General features: G+C 61.3%; 14 protein-coding genes. 3 read left to right on the top strand and 11 right to left on the bottom strand.

Going from position 1 to position 16,726, the window contains the following annotated elements:
- Positions 1 to 117 precede the first annotated feature (117 nt).
- The 7 genes from ACIGHL_RS08300 to ACIGHL_RS08270 form a co-directional block, all read right to left on the bottom strand.
- The gene (locus ACIGHL_RS08300) at positions 118 to 525 is read right to left on the bottom strand and encodes a DUF2388 domain-containing protein (protein WP_128121491.1); all 408 of its coding nucleotides are present in this window, start codon (positions 523 to 525) and stop codon (positions 118 to 120) included.
- Positions 526 to 712: 187 nt separating this feature from the next.
- The gene (locus ACIGHL_RS08295) at positions 713 to 1,789 is read right to left on the bottom strand and encodes a CaiB/BaiF CoA transferase family protein (RefSeq protein WP_216706821.1); all 1,077 of its coding nucleotides are present in this window, start codon (positions 1,787 to 1,789) and stop codon (positions 713 to 715) included.
- A 210-nt stretch (positions 1,790 to 1,999) separates the two neighbouring features.
- The gene (locus tag ACIGHL_RS08290; RefSeq protein WP_413818129.1) at positions 2,000 to 3,652 is read right to left on the bottom strand and encodes a long-chain fatty acid--CoA ligase; all 1,653 of its coding nucleotides are present in this window, start codon (positions 3,650 to 3,652) and stop codon (positions 2,000 to 2,002) included.
- Between the two features lie 254 nt (positions 3,653 to 3,906).
- A complete protein-coding gene (locus tag ACIGHL_RS08285; RefSeq protein ID WP_446697737.1) occupies positions 3,907 to 5,058 on the bottom strand; it encodes an acyl-CoA dehydrogenase family protein in 1,152 nt (383 codons plus the stop codon).
- 12 nt (positions 5,059 to 5,070) lie between these two features.
- Positions 5,071 to 6,123, bottom strand: a complete 1,053-nt coding sequence (locus tag ACIGHL_RS08280) for an enoyl-CoA hydratase/isomerase family protein (RefSeq protein ID WP_128121489.1) — start codon at positions 6,121 to 6,123, stop codon at positions 5,071 to 5,073.
- A 2-nt stretch (positions 6,124 to 6,125) separates the two neighbouring features.
- Positions 6,126 to 7,016 carry a 3-hydroxyisobutyrate dehydrogenase gene (gene mmsB / locus ACIGHL_RS08275; protein WP_128121488.1) on the bottom strand — a complete coding sequence of 297 codons (891 nt, stop codon included), beginning with the start codon at positions 7,014 to 7,016 and terminating at the stop codon, positions 6,126 to 6,128.
- Positions 7,017 to 7,083: 67 nt separating this feature from the next.
- Positions 7,084 to 8,595, bottom strand: a complete 1,512-nt coding sequence (locus ACIGHL_RS08270) for a CoA-acylating methylmalonate-semialdehyde dehydrogenase (protein ID WP_128121487.1) — start codon at positions 8,593 to 8,595, stop codon at positions 7,084 to 7,086.
- Positions 8,596 to 8,821: 226 nt separating this feature from the next.
- Here ACIGHL_RS08270 and ACIGHL_RS08265 point away from each other — a divergent pair, with 226 nt between their 5' ends.
- On the top strand, positions 8,822 to 10,615 hold the full coding sequence (locus tag ACIGHL_RS08265) for a PAS domain-containing sensor histidine kinase (protein WP_128121486.1): 1,794 nt from the start codon (positions 8,822 to 8,824) through the stop codon (positions 10,613 to 10,615).
- Entirely contained in the window at positions 10,612 to 10,974 is a 363-nt protein-coding gene (locus ACIGHL_RS08260) for a response regulator (RefSeq protein WP_128121485.1), read from the top strand. The genes ACIGHL_RS08265 and ACIGHL_RS08260 overlap by 4 nt, the downstream gene beginning before the upstream one ends.
- 81 nt (positions 10,975 to 11,055) lie before the next feature.
- Here ACIGHL_RS08260 and ACIGHL_RS08255 read toward each other — a convergent pair whose 3' ends face one another.
- From ACIGHL_RS08255 to glnT, 4 genes are all read right to left on the bottom strand, one after another.
- Positions 11,056 to 12,153 carry a hypothetical protein gene (locus tag ACIGHL_RS08255; protein WP_128121484.1) on the bottom strand — a complete coding sequence of 366 codons (1,098 nt, stop codon included), beginning with the start codon at positions 12,151 to 12,153 and terminating at the stop codon, positions 11,056 to 11,058.
- 210 nt (positions 12,154 to 12,363) lie between these two features.
- Positions 12,364 to 12,981, bottom strand: a complete 618-nt coding sequence (locus ACIGHL_RS08250; protein WP_128121483.1) for a TetR family transcriptional regulator — start codon at positions 12,979 to 12,981, stop codon at positions 12,364 to 12,366.
- 74 nt (positions 12,982 to 13,055) lie between these two features.
- Complete coding sequence (locus ACIGHL_RS08245; protein WP_216706822.1) at positions 13,056 to 14,129, bottom strand: putative urea ABC transporter substrate-binding protein; 1,074 nt, start codon at positions 14,127 to 14,129, stop codon at positions 13,056 to 13,058.
- 22 nt (positions 14,130 to 14,151) lie between these two features.
- Positions 14,152 to 15,516: a type III glutamate--ammonia ligase gene (gene glnT / locus ACIGHL_RS08240; protein ID WP_128121482.1), complete on the bottom strand. Its 1,365-nt coding sequence runs from the start codon at positions 15,514 to 15,516 to the stop codon at positions 14,152 to 14,154.
- Between the two features lie 142 nt (positions 15,517 to 15,658).
- Between glnT and ACIGHL_RS08235 the strand changes: the two genes are divergently transcribed.
- Positions 15,659 to 16,681, top strand: coding sequence for an alpha/beta fold hydrolase (locus ACIGHL_RS08235; RefSeq protein WP_128121481.1), 1,023 nt, complete (start codon positions 15,659 to 15,661; stop codon positions 16,679 to 16,681).
- Positions 16,682 to 16,726: the final 45 nt, after the last annotated feature.

Here is a 16,726-nt window from a genome sequence, read left to right as displayed (position 1 = left end):
AAGCTGCTGCACATCGCCTATGGGGTACTTAAATCGGGCCAGCGTTTCGACCCTCAACTGGCCCTTGCGCGCTAATGGGGAAGACGGTATCTACGGGGTCGGAGAGTCAAACGAGCCCTATCGTTTGATGTCACTCACGGGACTGGCCGCCAGGAGCATCACGGCGAATTCAACATCACCTAAGTGCGATGCAGTATCCCCTTGCTCCTTGAAGCGAAGCCTTGCTGATTCGAAATAAGGGCCTTTGATCTTTCCCTGGCTAGCTACAACCACAGCGGCATCGTCGGTCACGGCCGCCGCGTATCCACTCCAACCACTGCTGGAAGATTCAGTGGTCTGGTGACTGCTCATCAACGGTAGCCCGACAGTAACGAATGCGGTTGAGATAAGGCCTTCACCAAGGTCTCGCGCCTTCAGCAGGCAAGGTGCGCCTATACAGGCTTCAGCCGAAACCGTTGGGGTTACAAATAGGGCCGTGAGAAAGGCTGCGAGCAGGTACGTAGGATGCTTTGCGATAACAGACATGATCGGTCCTTGATTGTCTGGTGGGTGTTAAGCGTCGCGCATTGAACCCTATACCGGTGAAGAGTTAGCGGGCCTGTTTCACAAGGATGATCGTTGGAAAGCGTTTCCAGGGCGCTTGGATGGAAAGCGCTCCACCGAACCGCCCGGTCGCTTTGTCTGCTGTGCGAATCCTTCATCTCGCGCCTGATCAGTCCCAGCCCCATGCGTCTTCCGAGACTCTTATCGACCCCGGCGTCCGCGAAAAGCGTGGCGCGGGGGCGGCGTGCAGCGCGCCGTCGATGTCGCGATAGACGCCACGTTGTTGCATGTGCGGGTGCTGCGCGGCTTCTTCCAGGGTGAGCACGGGGGCGAAGCAGGCATCGGTCCCTTCCAGCAGGCTGCACCAATCGGCTTGGGTTCTGCTGGCGAACAGCGCGGCGAGTTGTTCGCTTAACTCCGGCCATTGCGTCGGGTCGTTGCAGCCTTCACGCAAGGATTCGGGCGCCTCGATCTGCTGCATCAGTTCGGTCAGGAACTGAGGTTCCAGTGGTCCAACCGCGATGTCGCGGCCATCGGCGCAGGTGTAGCAGCGGTAATGCGGTGCGGCGCCCGACAGCAGATTGCGGTCGCGTTCAAGCGAGATGGCGCCGCTGGGCAGGAGCCCGGCGAAGAAGCTCATCATCGAGGACACGCCGTCGACGATGGCGGCGTCGACCACCTGGCCCTGGCCTGACCTTTCCCGTTCCCATAACGCGGCCATGATCCCGAACGCCAGATACAGCGAGCCGCCGCCGAAGTCGCCGACCAGGTTGAGTGGCGGAATCGCTGGGCCTTCGCGATTGCCGATCGCAGCCAGTGCGCCGGTGATCGCCAGATAGTTGATATCGTGGCCGGCACGCTTGGCTAGCGGTCCGGTCTGGCCCCAACCGGTCATGCGGCCATAAACCAAACGCGGGTTGCGCCCGTGAACCTGCTCAGGTCCGAGCCCCAAGCGTTCCATCACGCCGGGCCGAAAGCCTTCGATCAGCACATCTGCGCCTTCGGCCAGCGCCAGGCAGCGTTCGCGTCCGGCGTCGGTGCGGATATCCAGCGTGAGGCGCTTGCGGCCGCGATCAACCACAGGATTGGGCCAGCCATTGCCGCCCTCGCGCTCGATGCACATCACCTCGGCGCCAAGGTCAGCCAGTAGCATCGCGCAGTGTGGACCGGGCCCGATACTGGCGAACTCCAGCACGCGCAGGCCGAGCAGCGGGCCTTGGCGGGGTGTGGCGGTGGCGGTCGACATAAGGCGCGTTCCTGTTGGTGATGTGATCCATCGCGCCCGTACGTGCAGGTGGACTGAAACCCACCCTAGGGGTCGCCAGGTGGCTCGCCGGAGATGACTGGGTGAATCCACAAAACGGCGCGGCCCGCTACGTTCGCTCGGCTGGGTGAAATCGGTGGGCTGAAGCCCACCCTACGGTAGCCACGGTCCCGTCCCCCAGGTTCTGCCGCGCTAAAGGCTCGCCGCGTCAGCTGCGTTTTCCTCCAGCTCTATCAAGTGGTCGCGGTAGCGGTCGCGCAGGGTTTTCTTGTCGATTTTGCCGGTCGCGGTCAGCGGGACGGTGTCGATGATGACGGCGTCGGGCATCCACCATTTGACGATTTGCGGCTCCAGGTAGGCGAGTACCGTGTCGATGCAGATGTCGGCCTCGTCGTGGGGTTCGATGATGAGGATCGGGCGTTCTTCCCATTTCTCGTGGGCCACACCGACCACCGCTGCGATGCGTACACCCGGGCAGGCCACGGCGATGTTCTCGATATCGATGGAGCTGATCCACTCACCGCCGGACTTGATCACGTCCTTGCTACGGTCGGTGATGCGCATGTAGCCGTTGGGGTCGAGGGTGGCTATGTCGCCGGTGTCGAACCAGCCATCGGCGTCCAGTGCGCTGGTTTCGCTGCGGAAATAGCGCTCGACCGTCCAAGGGCCGCGCACTAGCAGGGCGCCGGACGTGACGCCGTCATGCGGCAATTCGTTGCCCGCCTCATCGACGATCTTCAGTTCGATGCCGAATTGCAGGCGCCCCTGCCGGGTCCAGATCGCTTCGTTGGTGGCCGCTTCGCCCATGGCCGCGAGCTTGGGCGTCGGGGTGGCGACCACGCCGAGGGGGCTGGTTTCAGTCATGCCCCAGAGCTGGCGAACGCTGACGCCATAACGCGTCTCGAACTTCTCGGCCAGCGCACGGGGGACGGCCGAGCCGGCGATTACCAGGCATTTGAGCTGGCCGGTGTCTTCGCCCGTGCGCTCTAGATGATTGAGGTACATGGTCCAGATGGTCGGCACGCCGCCGGAGAATGTCACGCCCTCGTTCTGAATCAGCTCCTGCAGGCTGGCGCCGTCCATCTTGTCGCACGGCAGCACGAACTTGCAGCCGTTGATCGCGGCCGTGAAGGGCACGCCCCAGGCGGTGGCGTGGTAGAGGGACGAGCAAGGCATGATGCAGTCGAATGCGGAGAAGCCGAAGGCGCCGGTGAGGCCCGCCGCCATGGCGTGAAGGACGACGGAGCGGTGGCTGTAGACCACGCCTTTCGGGTTGCCGGTGGTGCCGGAGGTGTAGCAGAGCATGGCGCCGGCGTTTTCGTCGAACTGCGGCCAGTCGGTGACTGGCTGTTCCTGCGAGATCAGCGTTTCGTAACTCAGCGCGCCGATTTCGCCTGGTTCGGTGCGCTGGGCATCTGACAACATGATGAAGGTGTGGGCTTTTTCAAGGTGCGGGCGCACACGCTCGACCAAGGCCAGGAAGCTGCGGTCGAACAGCAGCACGCCACTGCCGGCGTGGTTCAGGGTGTAGATGATCTGCTCGTCCGACAGCCGTGGATTGGCCGTGTGCAGCACCGCGCCAATGCCGGGCACGGCGAAGAACAGCTCGAAGTGGCGATGGGTATTCCAGGCCAGTGACGACACCAGGTCGCCGGGCTTCACCCCCAGCTTGCGTAACATGCTGGCGGCTTGGCCGGCGCGTTTTGCGAGCCCGGCGTAGTCGTACCGCCAGATGGGCTCGTCCACCAGCCGTGAGACGATCTCGCGGTCGCCGTGGGCGAGGGCTGCATGGGTCAGGATGCCGCTGATCATCAGCGGGGTCTGCTGCATCGTACCTTTGAGCATCGTCGTATCCTTTTTATTGTTGTCTGGATAGCGGTCGCGCTTGCCGCCATCTCGCTCGGGATTACTGCCTCGGGGTGTTTCGTTCTTCAGCTTCTCTGATAGTCGGGCCTTTGATCGCCAGCAAGCTGGCTCCTACAAGAGCAGGTGATACCGAAGACAATCAGACGGCTCATGAATAGCCGTCCGCTGAAACTTCCAGGGATCATCTGATCCCTGGCAAAACCTGATGCCGCCTTCACGCTTATAGGGGTTGATCACAACCCGTAGTTATTCAACTCCCTCGCAATCAGCAGCCGCTGAATCTCGCTCGAGCCTTCATATATCTGGGTTATGCGCGCATCGCGGTAATAACGCTCGACGGGGTAGTCCTCCAGATAGCCGTAGCCGCCGTGGATCTGCATGGCCTTGGAGCACACGTATTCGGCGACTTCCGAGGCGAACAGCTTGGCCTGGGAGGCTTCGGACAGGCAGGGCAGGTTGGCGCTACGCAGGCGTGCGGCATGCAGGATCAGCAGGCGCGCGGCATTCAACCGGGTGTGCATGTCCGCCAGCATGTTTGCCACGCTCTGGTGCTCGATGATCGGCTTGTCGAACTGGATGCGCTCACGGGCATAACCCAGCGCTGCTTCGAACGCCGCGCGGGCGATGCCTAGAGCCTGGGCACCAATGCCGATGCGGCCGCCTTCGAGGTTGGAAAGGGCGATTGCCAGTCCCTTGCCGCGCGGGCCGAGCAAGTTTGCCTCGGGAATGCGGCAGTCGCGCAAGGTGACGCCGCAGGTGTCCGAGGCGCGGATGCCCATCTTCTTTTCCATGCGATCGACAACAAAGCCGGGGTTGTCGGTGGGGACCAGAAACGCGGACAGGCCTTTTTTACCGAGCTCGGGATCGGTAACGGCGAAGACGATGGTGATCTTGGCGCGCTTGCCGTTGCTGACGAATTGTTTGGCGCCATTGATCACCCACTCGCCGTTTTCCAGCACGGCGCGGGTGCGCAGGTTGTGTGCCTCGGAGCCGGCCTGAGGTTCGGTGAGGGCAAAGCAACCGATGGCGCGACCTGCCGCCAGATCCGGTAGCCATTCGTCCTGCTGTTCGGGCGTGCCGTATTTGAGGATCGGGCCGCAGCCGACCGAGCTGTGAATGCTCATCAACGCCCCGATGGCGCCGTCACCTGCCGAAATTTCCTCGACCGCCAGGGCGTAGGCGACATAGTCGATATAGGTGCCGCCCCATTGCTCGGGCACGATCATTCCCAGCAGCCCAAGCTCGCCCAGCTGGGTCACGGTGTCGTCGCCGATCCAACCGGTCTGTTCCCACGCTTGGGCCTTCGGCGCGATCTCGGCGCGGGCGAAGTCGCGCGCCATGTCGCGAATCATCCGTTGCTCTTCGCTCAGTTCGATGTCTTGCATAAAAATCAATTCCTAGTCGGCGAAGAAGGCCGCCACGCGTGCTGGCGTCACTTCCTCCAGCGTAGGCGGGTTCCAGCGCGGGTTCTTATCCTTGTCGACGATCAGCGCCCGAACGCCTTCGATGATGTCGCCCTGATCGAACCACTGTCGGTCCAGATGCAGCTCCATGGCGAAGCAGTCGGCCAGCGACAGGGTGCGTCCGCGGCGGAGCATCTCTAGCGTGACGCTGACCGAAAGCGGCGAACGGCTGTCGATCACCGTCAAGGTCTCGGCCGCCCAGTCGCGGTACTCGGGGCGCTCTTCGGCGGCCAGCGACTGACGAATCGCAGCGACGCTGTCATGCGCGAAATGCTTTTCGATGGCCGGGGATAAGGCTTTGAACGGTGCATCCGGCAGTTCGGTGCAGCCCATCGAAACCAGAAGGTTGGTCAGCGCCTGCAGCGGCGGCATGGACCAGTCCTGCTGGTCGAGGCATCGTTCGAGTTCGGCGAATTGCTCGTGCGGTACGCTGTAATCGGCGAGCCCGGCATACAGCGCATCAGCAGCATTCACATGGTTGCCGGTCAGGCCCATGTAAATGCCAAGGTGGTTCGGCAGGCGCGACAAGAAGTAGCTGCCGCCGACATCGGGGAAATAGCCAATACCGACTTCCGGCATGCCCATGCGCGTGCGTTCGGAGATAACCCGTAGCGAGGCCCCCTGAACCAGCCCCATGCCGCCGCCCAGGACGAAGCCATTCATCAGCGCCATCAGGGGTTTGGTATACGCATGAATGTACTGATCGAGCGCGTATTCCTCCTCGAAAAACTCGCGGTGCAAGCTGTCGCCGCTTTTGTAGCTGTCGTACAGCGAGCGGATGTCACCACCGGCGCAGAAGGCTTTCTCGCCTGCGCCGCGCAACACCACGGCCACCACGTCTTGGTCGTCAGCCCACTGCTGCAACTGGCGGTGCAGCATCCTCACCATTTCCAGGGTGACGGCATTCAGCCCGGCGGGGCGGTTGAGCGTGAGATAGCCGACGCGATTGCGTACATCGATCAGTACCGGCGCTTCTGCCTGGGTCATGTCTAGTCCTCTTGGCGGTAGAGTTTGATGATCGCGGAGAAGTCCAGCCCACCATGGCCCTGCATGCTGAAGGCCTGGTACAGCTGCTGCGCGAGACCACCGAGGATAACCGGCTGGCGCACTTGTTTGGCCGCTTCGCTGGCCAGTCCGAGGTCCTTGAGCATCAGGTCGGTGCCAAACCCGCCGCTGTAGCCGCGCGAGGCCGGGCCGTTCTCCAGTACGCCAGGGAAGGGGTTATTGATCTCCGATGCCCAGCATCTGCCGCTGGATGAGTTGATGATTCCGGCCAGAACCTTGGCGTCCATCCCCAGCGCGACGCCGAGGGACATGGCTTCGGCCACGCCGATCATCGAGATGCCTAGCAGCATGTTGTTGGCGACCTTGGCCACTTGCCCGTTGCCAGTGTCGCCACAGTGCACGATGTTCTTGCCCATTGCGGCGAGGATCGGCTGCGCCTTCTGGAAGTCCGCCTCGCTGCCGCCGACCATGAAGGTCAAGGTGCCGGCTGCGGCGCCCACCGTGCCGCCGGATACCGGGGCATCGAGCATGGGGTTGCCATTCTTCGCCGCGGCCACTGCGACCTCCCGCGCGGACATTGGGTCGATGGTGGAGGAGTCGATCAGCACTACGCCGGACGGTACATGCGCGAGCAGCCCGTCCTCTCCTAGGTAGACCTGCTTCACATGGGCAGCCGCAGGCAGCATGGTGATGATGGTTTCGACACCCGCCTGGGCGACTGCAGCCGGCGATGTGGCCTCTTTGGCACCCGCTTCGACCAGCCCGGAGACCGCCGTGGCGGAAAGATCGAAGACAGTGACCTTATGCCCGGCTTTGAGCAGGTTGCGGGCCATGGGCCCGCCCATGTTGCCGAGTCCGAGAAATCCGATATGCATGGCCGTTTCCTTCTTGTTCTGATTGACGGCTGAAACGGTGCCGGGTGTTTAGCCGACGCCGATCCGGTTACTTGAGGTTGATGGTGGTGTTCACCGGGCCGCCGACTTCGTTCTCGTCGAACCAGCGCTGGGTGACGGTCTTGGTCTGAGTGTAGAACTGCACCACCTGCTTGCCATACGGGCCGAGGTCGCCGAGTTTCGAGGCGCGCGAACCCGTGAAGGAGAACATCGGCACCGGCACCGGGATCGGCACGTTGATGCCCACCTGGCCGACATCGATCTCTTCCTGAAAATGCCGGGCTGCCGCGCCGGAACGGGTGAAGAGGGCGGTGCCGTTGCCGTTGGGGTTGGCGTTGATCAGTTCGATGGCTTCATCGAGCGTGTCGGCCTGCATCACGCAGAGCACCGGCCCGAATATTTCCTCGCGATAAATGCTCATCTCAGGCTTCACGCCGGAGAAGATGGTTGGCCCGACGAAGTTGCCTTGGTCGTAGCCGGCCACCTGAGGGTTGCGGCCGTCCAGCACCAGTTCGGCGCCTTCCGACACGCCGCGCTCGATCAGCGAGCTGATGCGATCCAGCGCTGCGCAGGACACCACCGGTCCGACATCGGTGCCGCTTTCGGCCCCTGCGTTGATCTTCAATGTCTTGGCTTTGGCGATCAGATCCGGCAGCCAGCTCTGCGCCTCGCCCACCAGGATCAGCACCGACAACGCCATGCAGCGCTGACCGGCCGCGCCGAACGCAGCGCCCGTGAGGTTGTTGAGGGTCTGCTCCTTGTGGGCATCCGGCAGGATGATGCCGTGGTTCTTCGCACCCATCATGCACTGCACGCGTTTGCCGGCCCCGCTGGCGCGGTTGTAGACGTGCGTGCCGACCTTGGTCGATCCCACGAACGATACGGCCTTGATATCCGGGTGGTCGCAGATCAGGTTCACCGCATCAGCGCCGCCGTGAATGACGTTCAGCACTCCTGGTGGTACGCCGGCTTCCATCGCCAGTTCCGCCAGACGCATGGTCACCATCGGGTCCTGCTCGGAGGGCTTGAGCACGAAGGTGTTGCCCGTGGCGATGGCCATCGGAAACATCCACAGCGGGATCATCGCCGGGAAGTTGAACGGGGTAATGCCCGCACAGACGCCCAACGGTTGCAGCAAGGTGTAGGTGTCCACACCCGTTGCGACGTTGTTGGCCAGTTCGCCGAGCTGCAGATTACCGATCCCGGAGGCATGTTCGACCACTTCCAGGCCACGGAACACATCGCCCTCGGCGTCCGGCAAGGTCTTGCCCTGCTCGGCAGTAAGGATCGCCGCCAGCTCCTTCATGTTTTCGCGAATCAGTTGCTGGTACTTCAGAAAGATCCGCGAACGCGCGCCGATTGGGGTTTTGCGCCAGGTCTTGAAGGCTTCCTTAGCGCTGGCAACCGCAGCGTTCATTTCCGCTTCGGTTGCGAAGGGAACGCGTGCCAGAACCTCCTGCGTCGCCGGGTTGACGATGTCGCGCCATTCGCTGGTTGATGACTCGACCAGCTCACCGCCGATCAGGAGTTTGACTGTGGGGATGGCACTTGACTGGGTCATGGCGTGTCCTAGCGATTGTTGTTATTCGGATAGGCAAGTCGATGGAGCTGTCCTGATCCTAGAGTGCATATTTGTCAACATCAATGCGGCTCGATGCATAGCTTGTCTGCATAAATGCACAGTCTATGCTTGCAGCGAATACGGCGGGCTGCTGAAGCTCGCCGCCTCGCTTGGTTCAATAAACTTTGCTAGCGGGACACCCATCGACCGGCCGTGAAAGGTGCTAATGCAGATTGCAAATATCCCCGGCGCGAACCCGGCAACCGATTCCCTTGCGGATTCGCTGCCGTTCGGTGATCCCGTACTCGACGTCATCCCCATGGGCGTGTGCGTGCTCGACGCCAACGGCGCTGTGCAGCGCTACAACCGGATGGCCGATCAGCTGTGCGGCGGGGTGTTAGCCAGTCACGGACGCTTGCGGATAGCGCGACACGATGGCGAGCTGATGCCGCTTGCCGATACCCCGCTGGCTTACACGATCCGCACCGGTCGCTCCGCTCAGGACGTCGCGCTGCTGATCGAGCGGCCCGATGGCATTCCGGCCGCTGTGTTGGCCAATATCGAAGCGCTGCGCAACGACACCGGACAGATCACAGGCGCAGTCGTTTGCTTTCAGGCCATTACGCCTGCGCGGCAGTCAAGCGCCGATCGGCGGCGTGATGTCGACTGGTTGAGCGCGATGGTGAACCACACGCCCGAATGCGTGAAGGTGGTTGATCGCGACGGGACACTGGTACAAATGAACCCGGCTGGCCTGCAAATGCTGGCAGCGAACGGTCCGGAGGACGTGGAGGGTGCCTGCGTATTTGAGCTGATCGCGCCTGAGCATCGAGCCTCATGGCAGGAGCAGCACCTCCGGGTTTGTGATGGTGAAAAACTCAGTTGGGAATTCGACATCATCAATCTCGCCGGAAACCGGCGGCACATGGAAACCCATGCAGTGCCCATGACGCTGCCAAACGACAGCAGCGGATCCAGGGATGGTTTCGTACAACTGGCAATCACTCGCGACATTACCGAACGCAAGCAACTGGAGGCAGCCAACCGGGAGGCAGAACAGCGCTTGCGCGACCTTCTGGAAGCCTTGCCTTCGGCCGTTTACACCACCGATGCGAATGGCAAAGTCAGCTACTTCAACCAGGCTTGTGTCGAGCTGACCGGGCGAGTGCCGATCATTGGCAGCGATGAGTGGTGCGTAACCTGGCGGTTGTACTGGCCAGACGGCACACCGATGCGTCACGAGGATTGCCCGATGGCCGTGGCGTTAATCGAAAACAGCGCTATTCAGGGTGCCGAGGCGTTGGCTGAGCGACCGGATGGAACCCGTGTGCCATTTCTCGCGTATCCCGCGCCGCTACGTAATAGCGCCGGCGAGTTGATTGGCGCGGTCAACATGCTGGTCGACATTACCGAGCGAAAGGTCGCCGAAGATCATCGCCAATTGTTGCTCAATGAGCTTAACCATCGGGTCAAGAACACCCTCGCGACGGTCCAGTCGATTGCTGCGCAGAGCTTTCGTCGCGATGCCAGCAACCAAAGCTATCAGTGGTTTGAAGGGCGCTTGATCGCGCTCTCCAAGGCGCACGATGTGCTGTCGCGGGAGAACTGGCTAGCCGCTGACCTGCGTGATGTTATCGAGCAGGCCGTCGCGCCGTTCCGGGTCGATGGCCTGCAACGTTTTGTCAGCGAGGGGCCGGCGCAGCGGTTGCGTCCCAAGCAAGCGTTGGCGCTGGCTATGGCACTGCATGAACTGTGCACCAACGCATCCAAATATGGGGCGTTGTCCAGCGACTCAGGCCAGGTGCGCATCGCCTGGGAGGTGGTGTCACTGTCGGAGCAAACACCCACTCTTCGGTTGCACTGGGAGGAGGTCGGCGGGCCGGTCGTTACCCCACCCGTACGCAAAGGGTTCGGGTCGAGGTTGCTTGAGCGCGGGTTGGGTGGTGAGTTGAACGCTGAGGTACGTTTGGCCTACCTCGCCGGCGGCGTTGTTTGCGATATAGAGGTGCCGTTGCAATGAGTGGTTTGTGTTCGAAGGTACTGGTCGTCGAGGATGAAGCGCTGATCGGCATGTTGCTGGAAGACATGCTGCAAGACATCGGCTGCGAACATGTGGAACTGGTGCCACGCTTTACGGAAGGAATGCAGGCAGCCGAGAGCGGTGATTTCGATCTGGCAGTGCTGGACGTCAACCTGGACGGGGTCAATAGTTTTCCAATTGCGGATCGCCTGATCAGCCGCCACATTCCGCTGGTGTTCGCGACCGGTTATGGCTCGGTCGGCATGGACCCGCGCTACGCGCACATCCCAACGCTGCAAAAGCCATTTTTCTTCAGTGACCTCGAGCGAGTCGTGCGCCAGGCCTTGGCGGTTGACTGAGACGGCAGGCCACGTTCTGAATGGCCTGCCACTGCACGTATGCTGCTGCGAGAGGGCTAAGCTGCAGCAGGCTGTAGGGTTTTACGGCCCCTGCGTAACGAACGCCGAATTGCCTGTACCGTTCTGCATGATGGTCGCGTCGTACTGCTGCACGTTGTCCCATGCACCTGTCTGCACGAGCGAGGCGTAATTTTCCGTGCCCATCTGCTCAATGGTGCCGCTGCTGTAGTAGCCCATCTGAACCACGTCTATCTCGTTGGCCGTTCCGTTCTGGTCAATGACAAGGCTGCTGCCGTCGAAATCCTGCTCGATATCGACCCGGTTGGAGTTACCTGTGGAGCGCCCAACGACTGACGTCGAGCGTCCGCCTTGCTCCGCAGTCAGCACGTTGCCGATGCCGTCCTGTGTAAAGGAGAACGAAGAGAAGCCGCCGGACTCCACCACATCCGCGACGTTGTCCGTACCGATTTGAACCAACGCCACATCCCCTGAGGAATAGCGACCGCCTGAGCGCTGGTCGAGCGTCGCCTCGTTCCCGGTGCCGTTCTGGCTAATGGAGGCATAGGCGCCATAAGGGAAGCCGTCCTGAGTGAGTCTGATGACGTTGGCTGTGCCGGTCTGCTCGGTATCGGCAGAGGCGCTGCCGGACTGTTCGATGAACGCGGTATTGCCGTCACCGCTCTGGACGCCGGTGTAGCGTTTGCCCAGGCGCCCGACCTGGAAAACCTCGGTGGCGTTGCGCTGTCCGTTCTGACTAATCGTCGCGGCGTTCCCGGCGCCGTCCAGCTGTTCGATATATGCCAGGTTGCTGATTCCTGCCTGCGAGATAGCGGCCGACTGGCCTACGCCCACCGAAGATTGAAGGATGGTCGCCAGGTTGTATTGACCGTCTTGACTGATCGCCACGCTGCCGTTGGAACCACTCTGATCGGTAACAGAGATATTGCCGCTGCCGACCTGATCGCTCTCGGCTGTCAGTCCGACACCGCGTTGCTCGGTGAAGACAACGTTCGCCGTGCCGTTCTGACGCTGGGTGACGCTGCTGGTATCGCCTTGCTGAACCACATCGGCGACGTTATCAGTACCCGTCTGGTCCTGAACCGACTCGCTTGCGGCAATGGCGTGGTTGCCGATCAGCAGTGAAATGGCGGCTGCCAGGATTGTTCTTTTTGTTTGCATGTCAGTATCCCTCCGCTGCAGGAGCCTGACTTCTATTCGTCAGGTTTGCAGTTGTGTATCCACCGGAAAGACGATCTGGCATGGGCGGAGAATTAATACCTCCAGCACAACCCGGCATTAAACGAAGGCGTTGATGTCCGGGCTCGATTGGCCAGCATTCTGCTTTGTATTGTTTGGAAATAACGAGATGGCGAGCCGGTGCGAACGGGACTAAGCCGGTTCTGGCGGGCCGCAGTCGGCGAGCAGCTGCTTGGTGAAGAACGCCTGTTGCGACTTGAGGTTGAACAGTTCAGGCGAGAACAGCCAGCTGTGGGTAATGCCCATAAGGCTTGCATAGACAAACAGCGCCCGGCTGTGTGGCTTGGCTGTGCCAGGGTCGCTGCTTGGGCTTGCGGCTTCGATGAGCGTTTCCAGCAGCGTAACGATGTCACGTGTCAGTTTGCGCTCACGCGCGAGGGTATCGGCCATCTGCTCGGTGAATTCGGTCTTGTTCAACAAGATCTCGAATGACTGCCGGTGCCAGCGATCCTCCAGCAACAGGCGAAACCATTCGCTGACGAAATGCTCGAGAGCCTCCAGCGGTCGCTCGGCCATGCCCTGGCTTTGGATAATCAGTTTTTCCAGGGGCTGCTGGGAATATCCCAGAACCGCCTGGTACAACTCATCCTTGTTCTTGAAGTGCCAGTAAATCGGTCCGCGGCTGAAGCCTGCTTCATCGGCGATCATCGCCAGGGTCGTGTTGGAATAACCGTTCTTGCTGAATAGCTCCAGCGCGGCGGCGATGATCTTCAGGCGGGTTTGTTCGGCGTCTTCTTTGGTACGGCGCATGAGCTTGATCGTTGAGAGAGGGGCATGAGAACGCGAGCTGCCAGCTTCAGGTAGAAGCTGGCAGCCAGCACCTTTTACAACTTTCCGTCCGCCGCCATCTGCATGTAGGTGGTATCGAAGCGCAGTTTGACGTTGGCATCGGAGCCGAGCAACTTGTCGCCCGGCATAGCGATGCCGACGAAATCTACTGAGTCGGCGCCGTCGCCGAGCAGGCCGTGATCGAAGGAGAACTGGCGAACGCTGTCCATGGCGTGGTAGGCCTCGTCGCTTTCGATGAAGGCCAGCGAATCGGCCGGCTTCCAGAACATCTTCATGCCCTTGAGCTGGCTTTCGTAACCGGCTTGATCGGTGCCCGATGCCTGGCCCAGGGCCGCACGTGCCTTGGCACCTTCCTCGGTGTCGCTTTCGAGGATGCCCATCACCTCGTACCAGGCGCCTACCAGCGCTTTGCCGAAGTTCGGGTTGTCCGCCAGGGTTTCGCTGTTGACGATGGTCAGGTCCTTGATATGGCCCGGGACCTGGCTAGAATCGAAGGCCTTGTGCGCGCCGCGCATGGCAGCGACTTCATCCAGCAGCGGGTTCCAGGTGACGACGTTGCGCACGTCGTCGGTGCTGAACGCCGCGACCAGATCGGCATCCGAGGTGTTCACCACCTGCACGTCGCGCTCGCTCATGCCGACGCTGTCCAGTGCCTGGGCCAGCAGGTAATGCGAGACCGACAGCTCGACCAGATGAATCTGCTGGCCTTTGAGCGATGTCAGATCGGCACTGTCCTTCATCACCAGGCCGTCGTTGCCGTTGGAGTAATCACCGACGATCAGGGCCGTGGTGTCTACGCCGCCGGCAGCCGGGATCGAGAGCGCATCCATGCTGGTGGCGACGACGCCGTCGAACTGGCCCGCGGTGTACTGGTTGATCGATTCGACGTAGTCGTTGATCTGGGTGATGTTCACCTCGATCCCGTACTTGTCCGCCCATTTCTTCATGATTCCCGACTCGTCGGCGTACTGCCACGGCATCCAGCCGGCGTAGATCGTCCAGGCGATGTCGAAGGTTTTCTTTTCTTCGGCCTGCACGGCAAAAGGCGAAAGGGCTGCAAAGATCACGGCGCCGGCACAGAATGCCCGCTTGAACGTATTGGCTTGCATGGTGAATCTCCTTTTCATCGAGTCAGAAGAATTTCAGGTAGCGCTGGATTTCCCAGTCGGAAACATGGGTGTGGTAGGCATTCCATTCGTCGCGCTTGTAGTCGACGAAGGCCTGGTACATGGCGTCGCCGAAGACCTGGCGTGACAGCGGGTCGGCCTCGAAGGCGTCGATGGCTTCGGACAGCGTGCGCGGCAGGGTCTCGATGCCCATGTCCGCGACGTCCTTTTCGCTGTAGTCGTACATGTTCTCGCGGTGCGGCTGGCCCGGCTCAAGCTTTTCACGTACCCCTTCGAGACCAGCGGCAAGGATCATCGCGGCGCCGAGATAAGGGTTGCAGCCGATGTCTGCGGCGCGACATTCCACGCGCGCGCCCTGGGACGGAATGCGCAGCATATTGGTGCGGTTGTTGTTGCCGTAGCAGACGAACACCGGTGCCCAGGTCGAGCCGGACATGGCGCCCTTGCGAATCAGCCGCTTGTAGCTGTTCACGGTGGGCGCGATCACTGCGCAGATCGCCTTGGCGTGTTTCAGTACGCCAGCGATGAAGTGGTAAGCGAGCGGGGTGACACCGCAGCCGTGCGGGTCCTCACCGTCCACCTCAAAGAGATTCTTGCCAGACGCCAGATCCGCCAGCGACATGTTGTAGTGCGCGCCACTGCCGGTACGCTGCGCGGACGGCTTGGGCATGAAGGTGGCGAAGGCACCGTGCTTGCGGGCGATCTCATTGGCCATCATGCGGAAGAACACGAAGCGGTCGGCCATCGTGAGTGCGTCCGAATACTTGAAGTCGGTTTCGAACTGGCCGTTGGCGTCCTCGTGGTCGAAGGAGTAGACGCCCCAGCCCATCTCGTTCATGGCCTCCACCAGTTCGTCGATCACCGGCAGGTTGTCCATCAGCAGGCGCGGGTCGTAGCAGGGTTTGGCTGCGGTATCGCGATCACTGAGCGGGGCGAAGCCGCCGTCCGGTGTGTCCTTGTAGAGGAAGAATTCGGTCTCGATGCCCAGATTGAAGCTGTAGCCCATCTCGGCTGCAGCCTCAGTCTGGCGCTTGAGAATGCCGCGCGAGCAGGCGTCGAACGGCTTGCCGTCCAGGTACAGATCACTGGCGAACCAGGCCAGGCTACGGTTCCAGCTGCACTGGGTGGCGCTGGCCGGGTCCGGCATGGCGGCGACTTCGTTGTCGCTGATCTGCTGCGGGACGCCCTCCAGCGCCGCCCCGGTATACAGCTCCGAACCACGCAGCATCTGGCCAAGATGCGCCAGTGGCACGAATTTGCCTTTGATTACGCCGTGCATGTCCACGTAGCTGGCCATGGCGTACTTGACGCCTTTGTCCTGCAGGCTCTGTTTGAGTTCGTCGATCTGGGAAAGCGGAAAGGTCGTCATGGTGGGAAATCCCTTGCTGAATTCGGGCCAGCGTTACGCGCTGTGGCACGAATCCTTCATCCAATATACATGCCAGCGTGTATAGAAAAGATGCTGCAAGGCCTGCCGGGACACCCGCCAATGCTGCTCAGAGGAACTGCAAGTGATTGAGATAGAAAGGGAAAAAAGATTCATCGAACTGGGCGATCTAGCGCTTGAAAGCGGCCAGACGTTGCAGAAAGCGCGGCTCTGCTATCAGGTCGTCGGCCTGCCGAATGCACAGCGAGACAACATCGTGCTGATTCCCAGCTACTACGGTGGATCGCATTGGGGCAGTCTGCCCCTGCTTGGTGCAGGCAGCCCCCTAACCAGGGGTGACTACTGTGTGGTGTTGACCAATCTGTTCGGTGCCGGCTGGTCCAGCTCGCCGAGCAATGCCACCGCAGGGCAGGGTGGCGCGGATTTTCCGCACATCACGCTGGCGGACAACGTGCGAGCGCAACGCATGTTGCTCGACCAGCTGTTTGGCCCAACATGGCAATTGCACTTGGTCACTGGCTGGTCCATGGGCGGGATGCAGGCGCTTTATTGGGCGTTGCTGTTCCCTGAACAGGTGCAGCATATCCTGCCGTTTTGCTGTACGGCGCGCTGCTGGCCGCACAATTTCGTCTTCCTCGAGGGCGTAAAGGCGGCTCTGCAGGCCGATTCGGCCTGGCAGGGTGGGCGTTATATCGAGGCGCCCGAGCGCGGCTTGCGAGCCTTCGGCCGCGCCTATGCCGGTTGGGCCTACTCGCAGGCGTTCTTTCGCAATGAACAGTGGCGTGAGCTGGGTTTCACCAGTCTCGACGCCTTGCTCGGCTATTGGGAACAGGACCACCTGGAGCAGGACGCCAACGATCTGCTTTGCGTGCTGAACACCTGGCAATCAGCTGATCCGTCCGCGCTACCCGGTTTTGGCAGCCTGGAAGAGGCGCTGTCTCACGTTTCTGCTCGGGCGATCATCATGCCCAGCAGTAGCGACCTCTATTTCACCGTTGAAGACGCGCGACACGAAGCCTCGCTTATGCCCAACGCCGAGCTGCGGGAGCTGCAGTCGGACTGGGGACATTGCGCCGGCGGACCGGGGCGCAACCCGCAGGCCATGGCGCAGGTCTTCGCCGCCATGCATGACTTGCTGGCGTCCTGACGGTAAGTCCTAGGACGGCTGGCACGGTTCTGGCTAATAGCTAAA

Origin of the sequence: Pseudomonas sp. NPDC077451 (genome assembly GCF_044543345.1) — a bacterium.
Classification (GTDB): Bacteria; Pseudomonadota; Gammaproteobacteria; order Pseudomonadales; family Pseudomonadaceae; genus Stutzerimonas.
This window is presented reverse-complemented; position numbering and strand designations above follow the sequence as displayed.

Coding starts and splice junctions, on each gene's coding strand:
- ACIGHL_RS08300 (WP_128121491.1), bottom strand. CDS start 525: ATGTCTGTTATCGCAAAGCATCCTACGTACCTGCTCGCAGCCTTTCTC.
- ACIGHL_RS08295 (WP_216706821.1), bottom strand. CDS start 1,789: ATGTCGACCGCCACCGCCACACCCCGCCAAGGCCCGCTGCTCGGCCTG.
- ACIGHL_RS08290 (WP_413818129.1), bottom strand. CDS start 3,652: ATGCTCAAAGGTACGATGCAGCAGACCCCGCTGATGATCAGCGGCATC.
- ACIGHL_RS08285 (WP_446697737.1), bottom strand. CDS start 5,058: ATGCAAGACATCGAACTGAGCGAAGAGCAACGGATGATTCGCGACATG.
- ACIGHL_RS08280 (WP_128121489.1), bottom strand. CDS start 6,123: ATGACCCAGGCAGAAGCGCCGGTACTGATCGATGTACGCAATCGCGTC.
- mmsB (WP_128121488.1), bottom strand. CDS start 7,016: ATGCATATCGGATTTCTCGGACTCGGCAACATGGGCGGGCCCATGGCC.
- ACIGHL_RS08270 (WP_128121487.1), bottom strand. CDS start 8,595: ATGACCCAGTCAAGTGCCATCCCCACAGTCAAACTCCTGATCGGCGGT.
- ACIGHL_RS08265 (WP_128121486.1), top strand. CDS start 8,822: ATGCAGATTGCAAATATCCCCGGCGCGAACCCGGCAACCGATTCCCTT.
- ACIGHL_RS08260 (WP_128121485.1), top strand. CDS start 10,612: ATGAGTGGTTTGTGTTCGAAGGTACTGGTCGTCGAGGATGAAGCGCTG.
- ACIGHL_RS08255 (WP_128121484.1), bottom strand. CDS start 12,153: ATGCAAACAAAAAGAACAATCCTGGCAGCCGCCATTTCACTGCTGATC.
- ACIGHL_RS08250 (WP_128121483.1), bottom strand. CDS start 12,981: ATGCGCCGTACCAAAGAAGACGCCGAACAAACCCGCCTGAAGATCATC.
- ACIGHL_RS08245 (WP_216706822.1), bottom strand. CDS start 14,129: ATGCAAGCCAATACGTTCAAGCGGGCATTCTGTGCCGGCGCCGTGATC.
- glnT (WP_128121482.1), bottom strand. CDS start 15,516: ATGACGACCTTTCCGCTTTCCCAGATCGACGAACTCAAACAGAGCCTG.